Genomic DNA, 16,676 nt, shown 5'->3' with positions numbered 1-16,676 from the left:
GAGAGGAGACGCTATGAGAGACGCTTACATCAAGGATCTGATCGAAATCCAGGACCAGGTGCGGGATCTGATCGGCACCCTGGAAAAGACCCTGGAGGAAACCAAGGATGCCCTGTTTACCGGGGATCTGGACAAGGCCCGGCTGGTACGGGACGGGGACGACAAGTTCGACGAAATGATCCGGGGAATCATGCGGAAGGATCTGACCATCCAGGTGCTGCAATCCCCGGTGGCCTCCGACTGGCGTCTGCTGATGGGTACGTTCCGGGTACTCAGTGAACTGGAACGGATTGCGGATCACTGCTCCGATATGGCGCTGTACATCGCCCGGATCCTGGAACGGAAACCGGTGGTGAAGGCTCCGGCAGGGTTCCGGGAAATGTACGAGGACATGCAGGCCCTGCTGGAAGAAAGCTTCCGGTGCTATCTGGAAGGGGACGACGAAAAAGCCCGCTACATCGGCGACAAGGACGATATTGTGGATGCGGATTTTGAACGGATCCTGCCCACCCTGACCGATGAAATCAAGAAAGACCCGGAAGATGTGGCTTCCTATGTGGACTATGTGCTGCTGCTGAAATATATGGAACGCACGGCTGACCACGGGACCAACATCGGAAACTGGGTGCTGTATATGAAAAAGAACCTGCTGAAAGGCGACAACGGGTTCACCATGGATTGAAAGAAGGCGCTGTGAAAAAATCATCCACAGCGCCTTTATTTCGCCAGCGTCAGCTGGCTTCCATCGGCTAGTGGCTAGTGGCTAGTGACTAGTGACTAGTGACTAGTGACGGGGTGTGAAAAAGTATTTTTTCACACCCTTTAAATTTGACACAAATTATACAAAGCCTTGACTCAAACCTGACACACCTCTTCTATAGTAATCATGTACCAAGTTCAATCGTAACCCTGGGCATCTACCAGCACAGGGAAGAGTATAGGAGGCAAAAGGTATGAATAACAAGTGGCTGAAACGCGCAATCCTGACGGTTGTAGCCGGCGGTTCCCTTATGGGCGTGCTGCCCGGTGTGGAAGCGGCTGAAGTCCGCATCCTGCCCGTGGACAAGGCAAAATTCTGGGCAGGGGCCAAATTCGACTTCGACGTGGAAGTGAAAGGGGCCAGGAACCTGCAGAACGTTGACATCACGGTCAACGGCCAGCCGGCTGACAAATTCTTTGGCAAGAAACTGGAAGCCAAAGATCTGGGCAACGGTGTGGTTTCCTACCGGGCTGACGGGGTGACCTTCCCCAAGACCGGCTCCTACGCCGTCAAAGTAACGGCCCAGGATGCTGACGGAAAGGGCGTTTCGGCTGCCGGATATACGGTGGTCAACGAAAAGGCTCCCAAACGGGCCAGGAACGTGATCCTGTTCGTAGGGGACGGCATGAGTCTGCAGGCCCGTGAAATCGCCCGGATCCTGTCCAAGGGCATGACCAACGGCAAGTACAACGACCTGCTGGCCATGGAAAAACTGGACCACAACGCGGTCATTACCACCAGCGGCTATGATTCCCTGGTCACCGACAGCGCCAACTCCGCGTCTGCCTATGCCACCGGCCACAAATCCGTGGTGAACGCCATGGGCGTATACGAAGACTCCACCAAGGATCCTCTGGATGACCCCAAAGTGGAAAACATCTCTGAAATCCTGAAACGGACCCGGGGCATGTCCATCGGTGTGATCACCCAGGCGGAATCCACAGACGCCACCCCTGCTGCCATGATCGGCCATACCCGCCGTCGTGCTGCCCAGGACGTGCTGGCCTCCAGCTACCTGGAAGCCTACCATCGCCCCGATGTGATCATGGGCGGCGGCTCGGCCCGGTACATCCCCAAGAGCACCCCTGGGTCCAAACGGAAGGACAACGAAAACGTCATCAACGAATTCAAGGATCTGGGCTACACCTTTGCCGGCACTTCCACCGAAATGAAGGCCGCTCCCAACAACAAACCCCTGCTGGGCCTTTTCCATACCGGTACCATGAACGTGTACATCGACCGGGAAATGCTGAAGGATCCCCAGGTGCTGAAAGGATTCACCGATCAGCCCAACCTGATGGACATGACCAGGAAGGGCCTGGACATCCTGTCCCAGAACCCCAACGGTTTCTTCGCCATGATCGAAGGCGCATCCATCGACAAGCAGCTGCACGTGATGGATTGGCAGCGGGCTGCGTATGATACCATTGAATTCGACAAAGCCATCGAATATGCGGAAAAATGGAACCAGAAACGGGGCAACGATACCCTGATCATCGTCCTGGCGGACCATGCACACGGCGTATCCATCAGCGGTACCTACCATGAACATGACGGCAAGAAGGGCACGGAAGCCGTACGGGTTTACCAGAACTCCATCTTCCCCACCTTCAAGGATGCAGACCACGATGGCTTCCCCGACAACCCAGATCCCGATGTAACCCTGGCCGTGCAGTACGCCAACCATCCGGAATACTACGAAAACTACCACTTCATGAAGAAACCGACTCCGCCGGCCCTGTCCGTAACGGAAACCAAACAGGAACAGTCCACCATCGGTGACAAAGTGGAATTCCATCAGGTATCCAAGGCCAGCTCCAAGGCCAACCCGGCCCGTATCCATCCGGGAGATCCGGCGGAACTGATGCCGGCCAATACCCCGAAGGACGATCCGCAGGAATGCCACAGTGCCGATGATATCCTGCTGAACGCCGGCGGCCCCGGTTCCGAATATTTCAAGGGCACCATGGACAACACCGAAGTCTTCTTCGGGATGCTGCGGGCCCTGGGGGTGGACGCCAACCACACCAAATATCAACTGACCAGGGACAAGAAATAACATGGCCTGGCTGAAACGTGTCCTGCTGGCATTGGCCCTGAGTGTGGCAGTGGCCTTCCCGGCAGCGGCAGAGGGTCTGTCTTTTGATGAACTTTACAGCGGCTATTCTTCGGAAGGGTTGACCTTTTCAGATAAAGTCCAGGACCTGGCCGGGAGCACTGTGACCATGACCGGATATATGGCACCGCCTTTGACCCCTACCATCCGCTTCTTCGTGTTGACGGAGGTGCCCATGTCCGTGTGTCCGTTCTGCTCCACAGACGCTGATTGGCCGGACAATATTGTGGTGGTGAAACTGTCCGATCCGGTAACGGCCCTGCCCTATGATACCCCCATTTCGGTGACGGGTACCCTGGAAGTGGGCAGTGAAACGGATCCGGATACCGGATTTGTCAGCCAGCTGCGCATTACGGCTGACTCCATAGACCAATAACGCGAATCAGGAGGTATGGAGACTGTGCAAACAGTCGCGCATCCTCCTTTTTTGCTTGTCAGACAGGAGAATGAACATGTTGCAGGTAACCGATCTGTTGTGTGAATACCCGGAAGCAGAAGGGAAAAAAGTACGGGGCCTGGTCCTGCCCAGCTTCCAGCTGGCCGATGGGGAGGCCTGCGGCGTTACAGGCCCTTCCGGCAGCGGTAAGACCACCCTGTTCCACTGCCTTTCGGGTTTGCTGTCCCCCACCCGGGGAGAAATCCGCATCGACGGGGTGAGGGTGGACACGCTGTCAGAAAAGGAACGGGCCCGGTGGCGGGGGGCGAATCTGGGGTATGTGTTCCAGGAACCCAAGCTGCTGCCTTTTTTGACCATTGGGGAAAATATCCGGATCAGTGCCCGGCTGGCAGGGCGCAGGGTGGCCCTGGAGGAACTGGAGAGTCTGCTCCGGAAGGTGGATCTGCCCGGCTGTGAGGACCGGTTTCCCCGGCAGCTCAGCGGCGGCGAACGCCAACGGGCTGCCTTTGTCCGGGCCATTGTGCGCCAACCGCGGCTGCTGCTGGCCGACGAACCCACCGCCAACCTGGATGGGCGCAACAGCGACCGTCTGATGGAACTGCTGCTGTCTTATCAAAAAAACAGTGGCTGCATGCTGCTGTGCGCCAGCCACGATCCGGCGGTACAGAAACGGTTTGCCCGGCGCCTGGAACTGCGGAAGGAGGAAGACTGATGGTCCTGCGTTTTGCCTGGCTGTCTTTGTGGAGGCGGCCTCTTCGCTATGGCATCCTGCTGCTTTTGACAGCCATCGCCTGTGCCCTTCCGGTATTCGTGATCCAGCTGGCCGGCGGCCTGTACCAGGGGCTGAACCGGGCGGCCGCTCCTTTTCCCATCCTGGCGGGAGCCAAGGGTTCGCCCTATCAGCTGGTGCTCAATACGGTGTTCCTTCAGGATCGGCCCATCGGGAACATTCCCTACAGTGAAGTGGAAGTCCTGCGCCAGAACGGAAAGACCAGCCAGGTCCTGCCTCTGGCCTTCGGGGACAGTTACCGGGGATTCCGGCTCTGTGGCGCCGAAAAGGACATTTTTACCTATCAGGTGCCCGGGGAATCGCATCCCTGGCTGAAACCGGCCCAGGGCAGAGGCTTCACCGGCGAGGGGGAAGCGGTACTGGGCGCTGATACGGCCCGGCTCACCGGCCTGAAACTGGGGGATACGTTCCAGTCCAACCATGGATTCATCGCCAAAGGAAAGGCCCACAACCATCCCTACAAGGTGGTGGGCATCCTGGAACCGGTCCATGGTCCCTATGACAAAGCCATCCTGGTTCCTCTGAGGGACATCTGGGAGGCCCATCAGGGCCATGGGGAAGCCCTTCAGCCGGGACAGAAGGGAGACGTGACAGCCATCCTGGTCCGCCCCACCGGATACGGGCAGGCCATGCAGCTTCTGGCTGCCTGGCAGCGGAAAAAAAGCGGTCCTTCCCAGCTGATCTTCCCGGCCCAGAGCCTGATCGCCCTGTACGGGATGGTGGGACAGAGCCGTCAATTCTGGATGCTGATTACCGGCGGCCTGCTGGCGGCTGCCACCCTGGTGACCCTGCTGGCCCTGTACTGGGATGGTACATCCCGTATGGAGGAATGGGCCCTGCTGCGGGCCCTGGGGGCCGATCTGTCCAGGATCCAGGAAATCCTCCTGGTGGAACAGTTCCTGCTTCTGGCCATGGGCAGTGGACTGGGCTGGCTCCTGGGCTGGGGCGGCAGTGTCCTGGCAGCGGCCGGAATCGGTCAGCACGCGGCTGTGGAAATCAGCCGGCTGCCCCTGTGGCAGGGAGTTCTGGTCCCGGTGATCCTGACCGCAGCGGGAACCGCAGGGGGGATGATTCCCCTGTGGCTGCTCCGGAGAAAGGATATTGCCCCCTATCTGTAAGGGGTATGCTATAATCTGAAAGAATCACAAAAGCGAAATTCAAGAAAAGGCGGTATACGTATGACATTACAGCAATTGCGGTACATCGTGGCCATTGCGGAGGCAGGGACCTTCAGCGCAGCGGCCCGGGAACTGTTCATCACCCAGCCCAGCCTGACCAAGATGGTGCGGGAACTGGAAAAAGAGATGAACATCCAGATCTTTGAGCGTACCAACAAGGGGGTCCATCTGTCCAGGGATGGGGAAATCTTCCTGGGGTACGCCCGGCAGGTGCTGGAACAGGCGGATCTGCTGGAAACCCGCTACAAGAAAAAAGCCGGGGGAAAACAGGAATTCACTGTTTCCACCCAGCACTATTCGTTTGCCGTGAATGCCTTTGTAGACCTGATCAAGGAATATGGGGGCGACACCTATGATTTCAGCCTGCAGGAGACCCAGACCTATACCATCATCGATGATGTGGCCCATATGCGCAGCGAAATCGGGATCCTGTATTACAATGAGTTCAACCGGGCGGTGCTCCATAAGATCTTCAAGGCCAACGACCTGGAGTTCCGGGAGCTGTTTGTGGCCAAGCCCCATGTGTTCCTGAATTCGGACCATCCGCTGGCGGGCCGGAAAAGCGTATCCATGGAGGAGCTGGCGCCCTATCCCTATCTGAGCTACCTCCAGGGGGACCACAACGCCTTCTACTTCTCGGAAGAAATCTTCAGCACCGTGGTCCGTTCCAGGAATATCCGGGTCAGTGACCGGGCCACCCTGTTCAACCTGCTGATCGGGCTGAACGGCTATACCGTGTGCAGCGGCGTCATCGACCAGAAACTGAACGGTGCCAGCATCATCGCCGTACCCCTGCGCAAGGAGGGAGAGATGCACATCGGGCTGCTGACCCACAAGCAGACCCATCTGAGCCGCCTGGGCCAGGCCTACGTGACCGCTTTGGAACGGTATATAAAAGGACTGCACGAAGGCAGTCCTGCAAACGATTAATTTTGTTGTTCCTTGACCACCACCGTCAGGCTGCAGCCGAAGTTCTTGCGGAACCATTTGGTCATGCCCTGGAGCATCTGCAGTTCCACCGAGGGGGTACGGCTGGTGGTGAGGGTCAGCACGGCATTGCCATTGACCAGTGCCGGCTCGATGCTTTCGATGGTCTCGGTCTGGGTATAATCCAGACATTCAGCCAGGGCCAGCAGCAGGGATCCGTTGCTCAGCCGTTTCAGATCGGCTTCTGGGATCAGCTTCCGGTAGGGCTTGTTCCGCAGGTACCCCCGGTTCATGCCATGGTGCCAGGCGGCCAGGATGGCAGTGTACACCACATCCAGATGGTTCAGGCCGAACAGCTTGCCGTTTTCAATCAGGTACCCGCTGTGGCGGGTGTGGTTGTAGTAGTTAATGGTGATCCCGATGTCATGGAGCAGTCCGGCGGTTTCCACCAGGGGCTTCCATTTTTTCGGATCCAGTTTGTGCAGGGACTGCCAGCCGTCGAACAGCTGCAGGGCGTATTTGGCCACCAGCCGGCAGTGTTCCTCGTCGGGGGAATACAGATGGATCATGTTTTCCCGGGCGGTGTCCAGGATATCGGGGGTGATCAGAGGTTTGCTGGTGTGCTGGTGCAGGTACTGGGAGAACAGGCCTTCCCGCAGCCCACAGCCGGAGACGATCATTTTCCGTGCCTTGCTCCGGTCGGCCAGGGCTTTGATGATGGAGGCACCGGCGATGATCACATCGGCCCGGTCATTGGAAAGGCCGGGGATGCGCCGCCGGGTGGCCAGGGTGGTGCCCGGAAGGGTTTTGTACCATTCCTTGAAATCCTGCAGGGCAAACTGGTAATTGTGGAGCTTGGAGGTGAAATACTTGGCCCGTTTCTGTTCGATCTTGCCGATGGAACGGGCCGTACCGCCTACCCCTACCAGAGGCAGGCCGCAGCCGGCAATCCAGGGGGCTTTCTGCACCTGCTGGCTGATGGCCCGGCGCATCTGGTTCAGGGCATCGGGGTCCACCACATTGTTCAGCTTGAAATTTTTGGTCAGGTTCACGCACCCGATGGGCAGGCTGACGCTTTCCACCAGCTTCCGGTCCCGGACCAGGATCACTTCGGTGGAAGCACCACCCAGGTCGAACACCACGGCGTCCTTTACATCGATGGTGTTGATGACCCCCAGGTAGGACAGGGAGGCTTCCGTTTTGCCGGAGATGATTTCCAGGTTGATGCCTGAGGCCTGGGAAACGGCTTTGGCCAGCTTGGCCCCGTTGGGAGCATTCCGCATGGCGGCAGTGGCCACTGCAATGGTCTCATCCACATGGTACAGCCTGCACATGGCGGCGAAGTTCTTCATGCACAGGGTGGTGGCGGCGAAGGCCTCCTCGGTCAGGCAGCCTTTCTTGTCCGTTTTCAGGGCCAGCCGCAAGGGATCTTTCTGGTTGTACACCAGGTTGCAGGCAGTGGAGGAATGGACCTCCATGATGACGAGACGTGCGGAGTTGGATCCTACGTCGATGATGGCAATACGTTTCATACAAACCCCCGATTCAACAGCGTCCTGGTACAGTACAGAAAATGTCAAAGAAACTGTAAACACTGTTCTTTTCTATAAATAGAAGTGATAAACTGATTTAAGTATATCACGATTGGCCCCCGGCGGGTAGACAGAACCGGGTTATATCGACTGTGAGGAGGAAGCTATGGCAAAGAAAAAACTGCGTTCAGCTGCGGTGATCCATCTGGGGTCCGAAAACATCACCATGCAGCTGATCGAATATACGGGTCTGGATGATGTCCGGATCGTAACGGAACTGCGGAACAAGGTACACCTGGGGGAAGAGACCTTCCAGACCCATAAGATTTCCTTCCAGACCATGCTGGAAATCGTGGCCATCCTGAAGGGCTACCGCCAGGTGATGAAGGAATATGGCGTGAAGGAATATCTGCTGCAGGCCACAACCGCGGTGCGGGAAGCGGAGAACCGGACGTATTTCCTGGACCAGATCAAAGTGAAGACCGGTTTCCAGATCGAAGTCATCAACATGAGCCGGGAAATCTACACCAAGATGGCCTCCCTCATGCGGAACATGGAAGTGAAGAATATCCATCTGGACGGTAACACCGGCATGCTGCTGGCGGATATTTCCTCCGGCGGACTGGGCCTGACCTACCTGAGGGGCAGGGAAGTGAAGTTCCAGCAGAACCTCCATGTGGGACTGGTACGGCTGAAGGAACAGTTTACCCGGAACGAACGCTCCAGCGTCCATTTCGAACAGGCCCTGAACGAATACCTCCAGGACCGGATCGGCGTGGTGGCCGAGGAACTGGAAGGAGAAGACATCGAGACCCTGCTGCTGACCGGGACGGAAAGCCAGGTGCTGCTGGATCTGTTCGGCGATGGGAAGAAACAGAAAAAAAGCATTTCCTTTACGGCGGAGGAAGTGGCCGCCTTCTATGAAAAGGTCCACCGGTATAATGATGTACAGCTGCAGAAGCTGTTCCATCTGCCCCAGGAAGAAATGGAAGTGGCCCAGCCGGCCATTTCCCTGTGCCACCTGCTGATGAAGATGACCCGGGCCAGACGGCTCTTTATGCCTGAGGACCGGTTCATCGACGGTATGAAGAGCCTGTACATCGCCCGGCAGCTGGATCCGGCATTTCTGGAAGAGATGCTGGAACTGCAGATGAGCCTGGTGCGCAGCATCGGTGCCCGGTTCCACTACGATGCCCCCCATGCGGCCTGGGTGGAGCATATGTGCTGCCAGCTGTTCGATACCCTGGCTCCCAGCCAGGGACTGGATCAGGAGGACAAGATCCTGCTGCGGGCGGCGGCTTACCTGCACAATATCGGCAAGTATGCCTCCATGCGGACCTATGACCGGTATAACTACTATCTGATCGATTGTGCGGACCTGCTGGGCTTCAGCGTCAAGCAGTGCCACACCATCGCCCAGATTTCTTATCTGTATACCCTGGACCGGCCGGAACTGAACGGTTCGGAACCCAGGGACTTTGGAACGGATATCCTTCCGCTGGTGGCCAAACTGGCAGCCATCCTGCGCCTGGCTGATTCCATGGATATCAGTGGCCGGCAGAAGATTACCGGCTGCAAGATGAATCTGAAGGGCAATGAACTGAAAATCAGAGCCAAAAGCCGGCATGATCTGTCCCTGGAGGAATGGGTATTTGCCAAAAGGGGCAGTTTCTTTGAAGAAGTGTTTGGGGTACAGCCCGTACTGGAAAGAGTGGAGGCATAAGGATGAAAATCGATTTGAACAGACCGGAATATTATGTGAACCGGGAGTTGAGCTGGCTGAAATTCAACCTGCGGGTACTGCGGGAAGCGGGGGTGCGGACCCTTCCGCTGCTGGAACGGATGCGGTTCGTGGCGATTTCCGCCTCCAACCTGGATGAATTCTTCATGGTCCGGGTGGCCGGGCTCATCGAGCAGGAAGCTGCCGGTGTGGACAGGGTGGATGCGGCCGGGCTTACGGTGGCGGACCAGCTGCGGGAAATCTCCCTGTCGGCCCACAACCAGATGAAACTGAAATACCGGTATTTCTTTGCCCTGCTGAATGAGCTGGAAAAGAACGATATCCGATTCCTGCGGGTCAAGGACGTGAACCCGGAGCAGCGGCAGGAGCTGGAAGCCTACTACCAGGAAATGGTGTTCCCGGTACTGACCCCCATGGCGGTGGACGCGGCCCGGCCCTTCCCTTTCCTGGCCAACAAGACCCTGAACATCGCCGTGGAACTGCGCAACAAGAAGGGGGAACAGCGGGTGGCATTCGTACAGGTCCCCTCCGTGCTTCCCCGGTTCATTTCTCTGGTGGAACAGGAAGGGAAACGCAGCTACATCTTCCTGGAAGACCTGATCATGGAACACTGCCAGGATCTGTTCAAGGGGCTTACCATTGTGGATATGGTGCCCTTCCGGATCACCCGTGACTCCGATCTGGAAGTGGAGGAGGATGCCACCCAGGACCTGATGAAGGAAATCGAACGGTCCCTGCGGAAGCGGAAACGGGGGGTCGCAGTGCGGCTGGAAATCTGTACCACCGATGACCGGTACCTGAAAGATTTCCTGGTCCGCAGCCTGGACCTGGAACCCCGGGATGTGTATGAAATCGGCGGGCCCCTGGACCTGACCTTCCTGAACAAGTTCATCGACCAGCCGGGCATGGACCAGTGGAAGTTCACGCCCTATGTGAACCAGCAGCCGGAGGAACTGCCCGATACCGAGGATCTGTTTGGGAAGATCCGGGAACACGACATTTTGCTGCACCATCCGTACGAAAGCTTCGACCCCATCGTCAAGCTGCTGGCCACCGCCGCGGAAGACCCCAAGGTGCTGGCCATCAAGCAGACCCTGTACCGGGTCAGCGGCAACTCTCCTCTGGTGGCTGCCCTGGCCCGGGCTGCCGAGAACGGCAAGCAGGTCACAGCCCTGGTGGAACTGAAGGCCCGGTTCGATGAAGAGAACAACATCGTGTGGGCCCGCCGTCTGGAAAAGGCCGGATGCCACGTGATCTACGGCCTCATGGGCCTGAAAACCCACTCCAAGATCATCCTGATCGTCCGCAAGGAAGAAGATGGGATCCGGCGCTATGTGCACCTGGGTACCGGCAACTACAACGACAAGACAGCCAGGCTGTACACCGACCTGGGCCTCCTGACCGCCAATGACCAGTACGGCCAGGATGCCTCCGCGTTCTTTAATGTACTCAGCGGCTATTCGGAACCGCCGGTATTCAACCGGCTGGTGATGGCTCCCATCGGTCTGCGGGAAAAAATCTATGAACTGGTGGACCGGGAGATTGCCAACGTGAAGAACGGCGGCCGGGGCCATATCATTGCCAAGATGAACTCCCTGATCGACCAGCCGGTGATCCGGAAATTCTATGAAGCCTCCCAGGCCGGGGTGAAGATCGAACTGATCGTGCGTGGGATCTGCGGGCTGAGACCGGGCATCAAGGGCGTCAGCGAAAACATCACCGTACGTTCCATCATTGGCCGTTTCCTGGAACACAGCCGGGTGTACTACTTTGCCAACAACGGCAACGAAGAGCTGTACCTTTCCAGTGCAGATATGATGCCCCGGAATCTGAATGACCGGGTAGAACTGCTGTTCCCGGTGGAACGGAAGGCCCATATCGACCGGATCAAGGAATTCCTGGACCTGTGCCTGAAGGACAATGTGGGGGCCCATGTGATGCTGGCCAACGGAACCTGGCGCCGCAGCTACGCCCATGGCCACCAGCGGATCAGCGTGCAGGCCGCCCTGATGCAGCGGGCCATGAAGAACGCACCCAAAAAGAGCATGCCCATGGAACAGCGGCTGAAACCCATGGAACACAAGGAAGAATGACGACAGCTATGGTTTTGTGATATAATGATGTATCATAGAGAGAGGTGCGTTGAGAAACCATGGCAGTGCAAAGTGTTACTTTAAATTACCAGGGCCATTACGGCTATCTGGATTATAACGAAGAGACCCACGAAATGACCGTCTTCATTCCGGATGCGGAGGAGGCGGCCCAGAAGGTGCGGGATTTCTTATCCAGCCCCAAGACCATGGAAGTTCCCACGGACCAGTGTACCTACCATTTTGGGGAAGTGACCGTGGATCCGCAGAAAAGCTGGCAGGACTGCCAGCAGGCCTTGACCCGGCTGTGGGTCAATACCGGTGTGCTGGTGGAATGGAGTATGCCGCCCCGGATGACCAACGATTTGTAAGTTATGCACAGAGTTATCCACTTATGAACATTCCCCCTGTGGATATTGTGGATAAGTCGGGAAATGGGAGGAACTGATCGTGGCAAAACGATTTTATGAACTGGAAGTGGCGGGGCTGAAACGGTCCCTGCCGGTGCTGAATATTTCGGATACCCTGGCCATCGCCGGATTTGTGATCCTGGGCGATACGGAAATGGTGGAAAAGTCTGCTGCGGAACTGGCGAAGAAGGTGCCTGCCGATACGGAAATCCTTATGGCTGCGGAAACCAAAGGCATCCCGCTGGTCCACGCCATGGCAAGGATCCTGGGGATGGACCGCTACATCGTGGCCCGGAAATCCATCAAGGCCTATATGGAACATCCGCTGGTGGTGGAAGATGAATCCATCACCACCAAGGGGCGGCAGATGCTGTGCCTGCAGGATGAGGACATCGATCTGGTACGGGGCCACAAGGTGACACTGGTGGACGATGTGATCAGTACAGGGGGTTCCATGAAAGCCCTGGAGGAACTGGTGGCCAAAGCCGGCGGTACGGTGAACGGCCACATGGCCATTTTGGCCGAAGGGGATTCCATCGGCCGGAAGGATATCATCGTCCTGGCAAACCTGCCGCTGTTCAAGGCGGAGTGATCGTTAGAGAATGGAAGCTGTCGCTTGCGACGGCTTCTTTTTTGTTATAAAATGAAACGATACGGTTTCTTTTTGTCTGAGGGGGTATTTCTTTGAAAATCATAGATCTGTTAAAAAGTCCAAAAGTCTGTGTCTCCTGCGAACTGTTCCCGCCCAAGAAAGGCAGCGAACTGGAACACGCCCAGGAAATCGCCCGGACCATCGCCATCCAGGGGGTGGACTACATGAGTGTCACTTATGGGGCCGGCGGTACATCCGTAGGCAAGAGCGTGGCTCTGGTGTCTGAAATCGAGCGGTGCGGTGTGCCGGCTCTGGCTCATCTCACCTGCGTAGGGGCAACGGAACAGCGCATCGAGGGTGTGCTGGACCAGCTGAAGGATGCCCATGTACAGAACGTACTGGCCCTGCGGGGGGATCTTCCTGTCGGCATGGACAGCATCCAGGGAGACTATGCCCATGCCAGTGACCTGGTAAAGAAGATCAAGAGTTACGGCGACTTCTGCGTGGGCGGGGCCACCTATCCCCAGGGCCATCCGGAAGCCAAAAGCCTGGATGAGGACCTGGAACATACCAGGATGAAGGTGGAAGCCGGATGCGACTTTCTGGTGACCCAGATGTTCTTCGACAACGATATGTTCTATAACTTCATGTACCGGATGCTGGCCAAGGGCATCCATGTGCCGGTGGTGGCCGGAATCATGCCGGTGACCAGCCTGAAGCAGATCGAGAAGATCTTTACCCTGAGCGGTACGCCGGTGCCGGCTCCCCTGCGGGCCATGGCAGAACGGTTCGCGGATCATCCGGCAGCCCTGAAGCAGGCCGGTATGGCCTATGCCATCGGCCAGATCGTGGACCTGATCGCCAACGGGTTCTCCAACATCCACATCTATACCATGAACAAACCGGACGTAATCGGCGGCATCCGTAACAGCCTGTCCGAAATCATCCGCTGCTGAAGCGGGGGAGGCGGTCATGGCAGTGCGGATTCCCTTCGATGAAAAAGAGGCCCTGCGGTATTTTGGAGCCCGGCCCGGGGATGAACGGGCCGTGGTCACTGTGGACCGGGCCTTCCTGCAGCTGCGCAACGAAGTGCAGCCCCGGAGTACCCTGCAGCAGTGGAGCTGTACTGTGGTCCAGGGGGCAGGCCCCGAAAAGGGCCGGGTGATCCTGGAAAACGGTACGGAATTTGTGAGCAGCGGCCTGGCCAGGCATCTCAAGGGCTGTGACCGTCTGCTGCTGTTCGGGGCCACCCTGGGGACCCGGGTGGACATCGCCCTGCGGCGGATCAGTGTGCGCAGCATCGCAGAGGGGGCGGCGGCCCAGGCGGTGGCAGCGTCCCTCATCGAAAGCTACCTGGATCAGCAGGAAATCGTCTGGAAAAAGGACCTGCCGGCAGAGTGGCAGTACCGCACCCGGTTTTCTCCGGGCTACGGGGACTGGGACCTGGCCGAGCAGCAGAAAATCTTCCGGCTCCTGGATTGTGCCAAGACCATCGGTCTGACGTTGACGGCGGGAGGCATCATGGCTCCCACCAAAAGCGTCACGGCCGTGATCGGCATTGACCGGTCCGGGAAGCCCCCCTTTGAAACAGAAGAAAGCCGCTGCGGCAAAAAGACGAAATGTGCCGCCTGCGGCAATGTAACCTGTCCCTTTCGTCAGGAGGAACCATGAATTTTGTAGAAGCGTTGCATAGCCGGCGTCTGTTCTTTGACGGTGCCATGGGCACCATGCTCCAGGAAGCCGGCCTGAAACCCGGCGAACTGCCGGAAACCTGGAATCTGCTCCACCCGGAGAAAGTCCGGGCCATCCATCGGTCCTATGTGGACGCCGGGGTGGACATCCTGAAGACCAATACCTTTGGGGCCAACGGCCTGAAGTTCGGCGCTGCCCATGACCAGCCGGAAGTGGCGGATCTGGTGAAGGCCGGTGTGGAAAATGCCCGGGCCGCTTTTGCGGAAGCCGGCCGGGAAGGGTTCGTGGCCCTGGATCTGGGACCCACGGGCAAACTGCTCCAGCCTTTCGGGGACCTGCCCTTTGAAGAAGCGGTGGCCCTGTATGCGGAGCAGGTACAAGCCGGCGCTGCAGCAGGAGCGGACCTGATCCTGATCGAGACCATGAGCGACAGCTATGAGGCCAAGTCCGCCATCCTGGCAGCCAGGGAGAACTCGGACCTGCCCGTTGTCTGTACCTTCACCTTCGATGAAGACGGAAAGCTGCTGAACGGAGCCGATGTGACCTCGGCCCTGGTCATGGCGGAATCCCTGGGGGTGGCGGCCGTGGGCTTCAACTGCGGCCAGGGTCCCGATACCCTGGTGAAACTGGTTCCCCAGGCCCTGCAGGCGGTGGACATCCCTCTGGTGGCCAATCCCAACGCCGGCCTGCCCGTGCAGAAGGACGGTCATACGGTGTTCCACATCGACGCGGAGGGCTATGCGCCTTTGATGGTGCCTTTTGCAGAAGCGGGAGTCTCTGTACTGGGAGGCTGCTGTGGTACCACGCCGGCCCACATCGCCAACCTGATCAAAGCCTGCCGGGACCTGCCCATGCCGGCACCCCGCACAGGAGCACCCTGCGCCATCTGCGGCTATGGCACGGCTGTGGATTTCGAAGGCATGCCCGTGATCATCGGGGAACGGATCAACCCTACAGGGAAGAAACGGCTGAAGGAAGCCCTGAAGGCCCAGAACATGGACTATGTGTGCCAGCTGGCCCTGGAGCAGCTGGACAGGGGCGCCCAGGTGCTGGACGTGAATGTGGGCGTGCCGGGAGTGGATGAACCGGCCCTGATCGAAAAGGTGATCCTGACCCTCCAGTCCATTACCTCCGTACCCCTGCAGATCGATACCTCCAACATCCAGGCCATGGAACGGGCCCTGCGGATCTACAACGGCCGGCCCCTGCTGAACTCGGTGAACGGCAAGGCGGAGAATATGGCAGAGGTGCTGCCCCTGGCGAAAAAGTACGGGGCGGCGCTGGTGGGCCTGTGCCTGGATGAGGGCGGTATCGCCGATACGGCGGAAGGCCGTCTGAAAGTGGCGGACAAGGTCATCGCCGAAGCCGGAAAGTATGGCATCCCGGCCAGGGATATGGTCATGGACCCGCTGGCCATGACCATCAGCACCGGCGGGGAGAACGCCCAGATCGACCTGGAGGTGATCCGGCAGCTGAAAAAACGGCACATCAAGACCGTCATGGGGGTGTCCAACATCTCCTTCGGGCTGCCCAGCCGGGATGCGGTGAACAGTGCCTTCTTCGCCCTGGCCATGGAGGCCGGGCTATCGGCAGGGATCATCAACCCCAACAGCGCGCCCATGATGCAGGCCTACATCGCTTACGGGGCCCTCAGCGGCAAGGACGCAGGCTGCAAGAAGTACGTGGAATACTTCGCCAACGCACCCCAGCTGGTGGCGGTGGCCAAAACACCGGCTGCCGATGGCTCCGGAGCACCGGTGAATGCGGACCAGGGTTCCTCCATCCAGCAGGCCATCATCAAGGGCCTGACCACCAAGGTGGAACAGGGTGTACGCCAGGCACTGGCGGATGGGAAACCGGCTCTGGCCATCATCAATGAGGACATGATCCCCGGTCTGAACGTGGTGGGGGACCTGTTCGAAAAGAAGAAGCTGTTCCTGCCCCAGCTGCTTGTCAGTGCCGATGCGGCGAAAGCCGGGTTCGAGATCCTGAAGCAGTCCATCGCCACCGGGGCCAGCACCGAAAAAGGCGAACCCATCGTCATCTGCACGGTGAAGGGGGATATCCACGACATCGGCAAGAACATCGTGAAGGTGCTGCTGGAGAACTATGGCTACCAGGTCATCGATCTGGGTAAGGACGTGCCGCCGGAGACGGTGCTGGAGGCGGCGAAGGAGCATGATGCGAAGCTGGTGGGGCTCAGTGCCCTGATGACCACAACGGTGGGGGCTATGGAAGATACCATCAAGCTGCTGCATAAAGAACTGCCCGATTGCAAAATCATGGTGGGCGGTGCCGTCATGACCGCCGAGTACGCCCGCACCATTGGAGCCGATTTCTACGGTGCCAATGCGGTGGCCAGCGTGAATTATGCCAACGAATTGTTCCATAAATAAACCCCACAGACCTGGGAACGGACGTCCCTCATGGGCCGTCCCTACGGATTGCAGC

Annotated in this window: 14 protein-coding genes; 13 read left to right on the top strand and 1 reads right to left on the bottom strand. The window is 58.1% G+C overall.

The features are described from left to right. Positions 1 to 13 precede the first annotated feature (13 nt). The 6 genes from phoU (at position 14) to BQ5462_RS00885 (ending at position 6,171) form a co-directional block, all read left to right on the top strand. Positions 14 to 682, top strand: coding sequence for a phosphate signaling complex protein PhoU (phoU, locus tag BQ5462_RS00910; protein WP_071141573.1), 669 nt, complete (start codon positions 14 to 16; stop codon positions 680 to 682). Positions 683 to 953: 271 nt separating this feature from the next. Then, on the top strand, positions 954 to 2,819 hold the full coding sequence (locus tag BQ5462_RS00905) for an alkaline phosphatase (protein WP_071141572.1): 1,866 nt from the start codon (positions 954 to 956) through the stop codon (positions 2,817 to 2,819). Between the two features lies 1 nt (position 2,820). After that, entirely contained in the window at positions 2,821 to 3,252 is a 432-nt protein-coding gene (locus tag BQ5462_RS00900) for a hypothetical protein (protein ID WP_071141571.1), read from the top strand. A 76-nt stretch (positions 3,253 to 3,328) separates the two neighbouring features. Then, the gene (locus tag BQ5462_RS00895) at positions 3,329 to 3,985 is read left to right on the top strand and encodes an ABC transporter ATP-binding protein (RefSeq protein WP_071141570.1); all 657 of its coding nucleotides are present in this window, start codon (positions 3,329 to 3,331) and stop codon (positions 3,983 to 3,985) included. Beyond that, the gene (locus BQ5462_RS00890) at positions 3,985 to 5,181 is read left to right on the top strand and encodes an ABC transporter permease (protein ID WP_071141569.1); all 1,197 of its coding nucleotides are present in this window, start codon (positions 3,985 to 3,987) and stop codon (positions 5,179 to 5,181) included. Before BQ5462_RS00895 ends, BQ5462_RS00890 begins: the two co-directional genes overlap by 1 nt. A 60-nt stretch (positions 5,182 to 5,241) precedes the next feature. Further along, on the top strand, positions 5,242 to 6,171 hold the full coding sequence (locus BQ5462_RS00885; RefSeq protein ID WP_071141568.1) for a LysR family transcriptional regulator: 930 nt from the start codon (positions 5,242 to 5,244) through the stop codon (positions 6,169 to 6,171). Here BQ5462_RS00885 and BQ5462_RS00880 read toward each other — a convergent pair. Further along, the gene (locus BQ5462_RS00880) at positions 6,168 to 7,700 is read right to left on the bottom strand and encodes a Ppx/GppA phosphatase family protein (RefSeq protein WP_071141567.1); all 1,533 of its coding nucleotides are present in this window, start codon (positions 7,698 to 7,700) and stop codon (positions 6,168 to 6,170) included. The two genes, BQ5462_RS00885 and BQ5462_RS00880, sit on opposite strands and share 4 nt — an antisense overlap. 166 nt (positions 7,701 to 7,866) lie before the next feature. Here BQ5462_RS00880 and BQ5462_RS00875 point away from each other — a divergent pair, with 166 nt between their 5' ends. The 7 genes from BQ5462_RS00875 (at position 7,867) to BQ5462_RS00845 (ending at position 16,621) form a co-directional block, all read left to right on the top strand. Next, positions 7,867 to 9,423, top strand: coding sequence for a Ppx/GppA phosphatase family protein (locus tag BQ5462_RS00875; protein ID WP_071141566.1), 1,557 nt, complete (start codon positions 7,867 to 7,869; stop codon positions 9,421 to 9,423). Between the two features lie 2 nt (positions 9,424 to 9,425). Beyond that, positions 9,426 to 11,534: an RNA degradosome polyphosphate kinase gene (locus BQ5462_RS00870; protein ID WP_071141565.1), complete on the top strand. Its 2,109-nt coding sequence runs from the start codon at positions 9,426 to 9,428 to the stop codon at positions 11,532 to 11,534. A gap of 59 nt (positions 11,535 to 11,593) precedes the next feature. Next, positions 11,594 to 11,902 (top strand): hypothetical protein, encoded by a 309-nt coding sequence (locus BQ5462_RS00865; RefSeq protein WP_071141564.1) that lies wholly within the window; start codon positions 11,594 to 11,596, stop codon positions 11,900 to 11,902. A gap of 79 nt (positions 11,903 to 11,981) precedes the next feature. Continuing rightward, complete coding sequence (locus BQ5462_RS00860) at positions 11,982 to 12,533, top strand: phosphoribosyltransferase family protein (RefSeq protein WP_071141563.1); 552 nt, start codon at positions 11,982 to 11,984, stop codon at positions 12,531 to 12,533. A 92-nt stretch (positions 12,534 to 12,625) separates the two neighbouring features. Then, a complete protein-coding gene (locus tag BQ5462_RS00855; protein ID WP_071141562.1) occupies positions 12,626 to 13,489 on the top strand; it encodes a methylenetetrahydrofolate reductase in 864 nt (287 codons plus the stop codon). A gap of 16 nt (positions 13,490 to 13,505) precedes the next feature. Beyond that, positions 13,506 to 14,204: a vitamin B12 dependent-methionine synthase activation domain-containing protein gene (locus BQ5462_RS00850; protein WP_071141561.1), complete on the top strand. Its 699-nt coding sequence runs from the start codon at positions 13,506 to 13,508 to the stop codon at positions 14,202 to 14,204. Further along, positions 14,201 to 16,621: a homocysteine S-methyltransferase family protein gene (locus BQ5462_RS00845; protein ID WP_071141560.1), complete on the top strand. Its 2,421-nt coding sequence runs from the start codon at positions 14,201 to 14,203 to the stop codon at positions 16,619 to 16,621. The genes BQ5462_RS00850 and BQ5462_RS00845 overlap by 4 nt, the downstream gene beginning before the upstream one ends. The last annotated feature ends 55 nt before the right edge of the window (positions 16,622 to 16,676 follow it).

Source organism: Acidaminococcus timonensis, from assembly GCF_900106585.1.
GTDB lineage: Bacteria > Bacillota > Negativicutes > Acidaminococcales > Acidaminococcaceae > Acidaminococcus > Acidaminococcus timonensis.
This window is presented reverse-complemented; position numbering and strand designations above follow the sequence as displayed.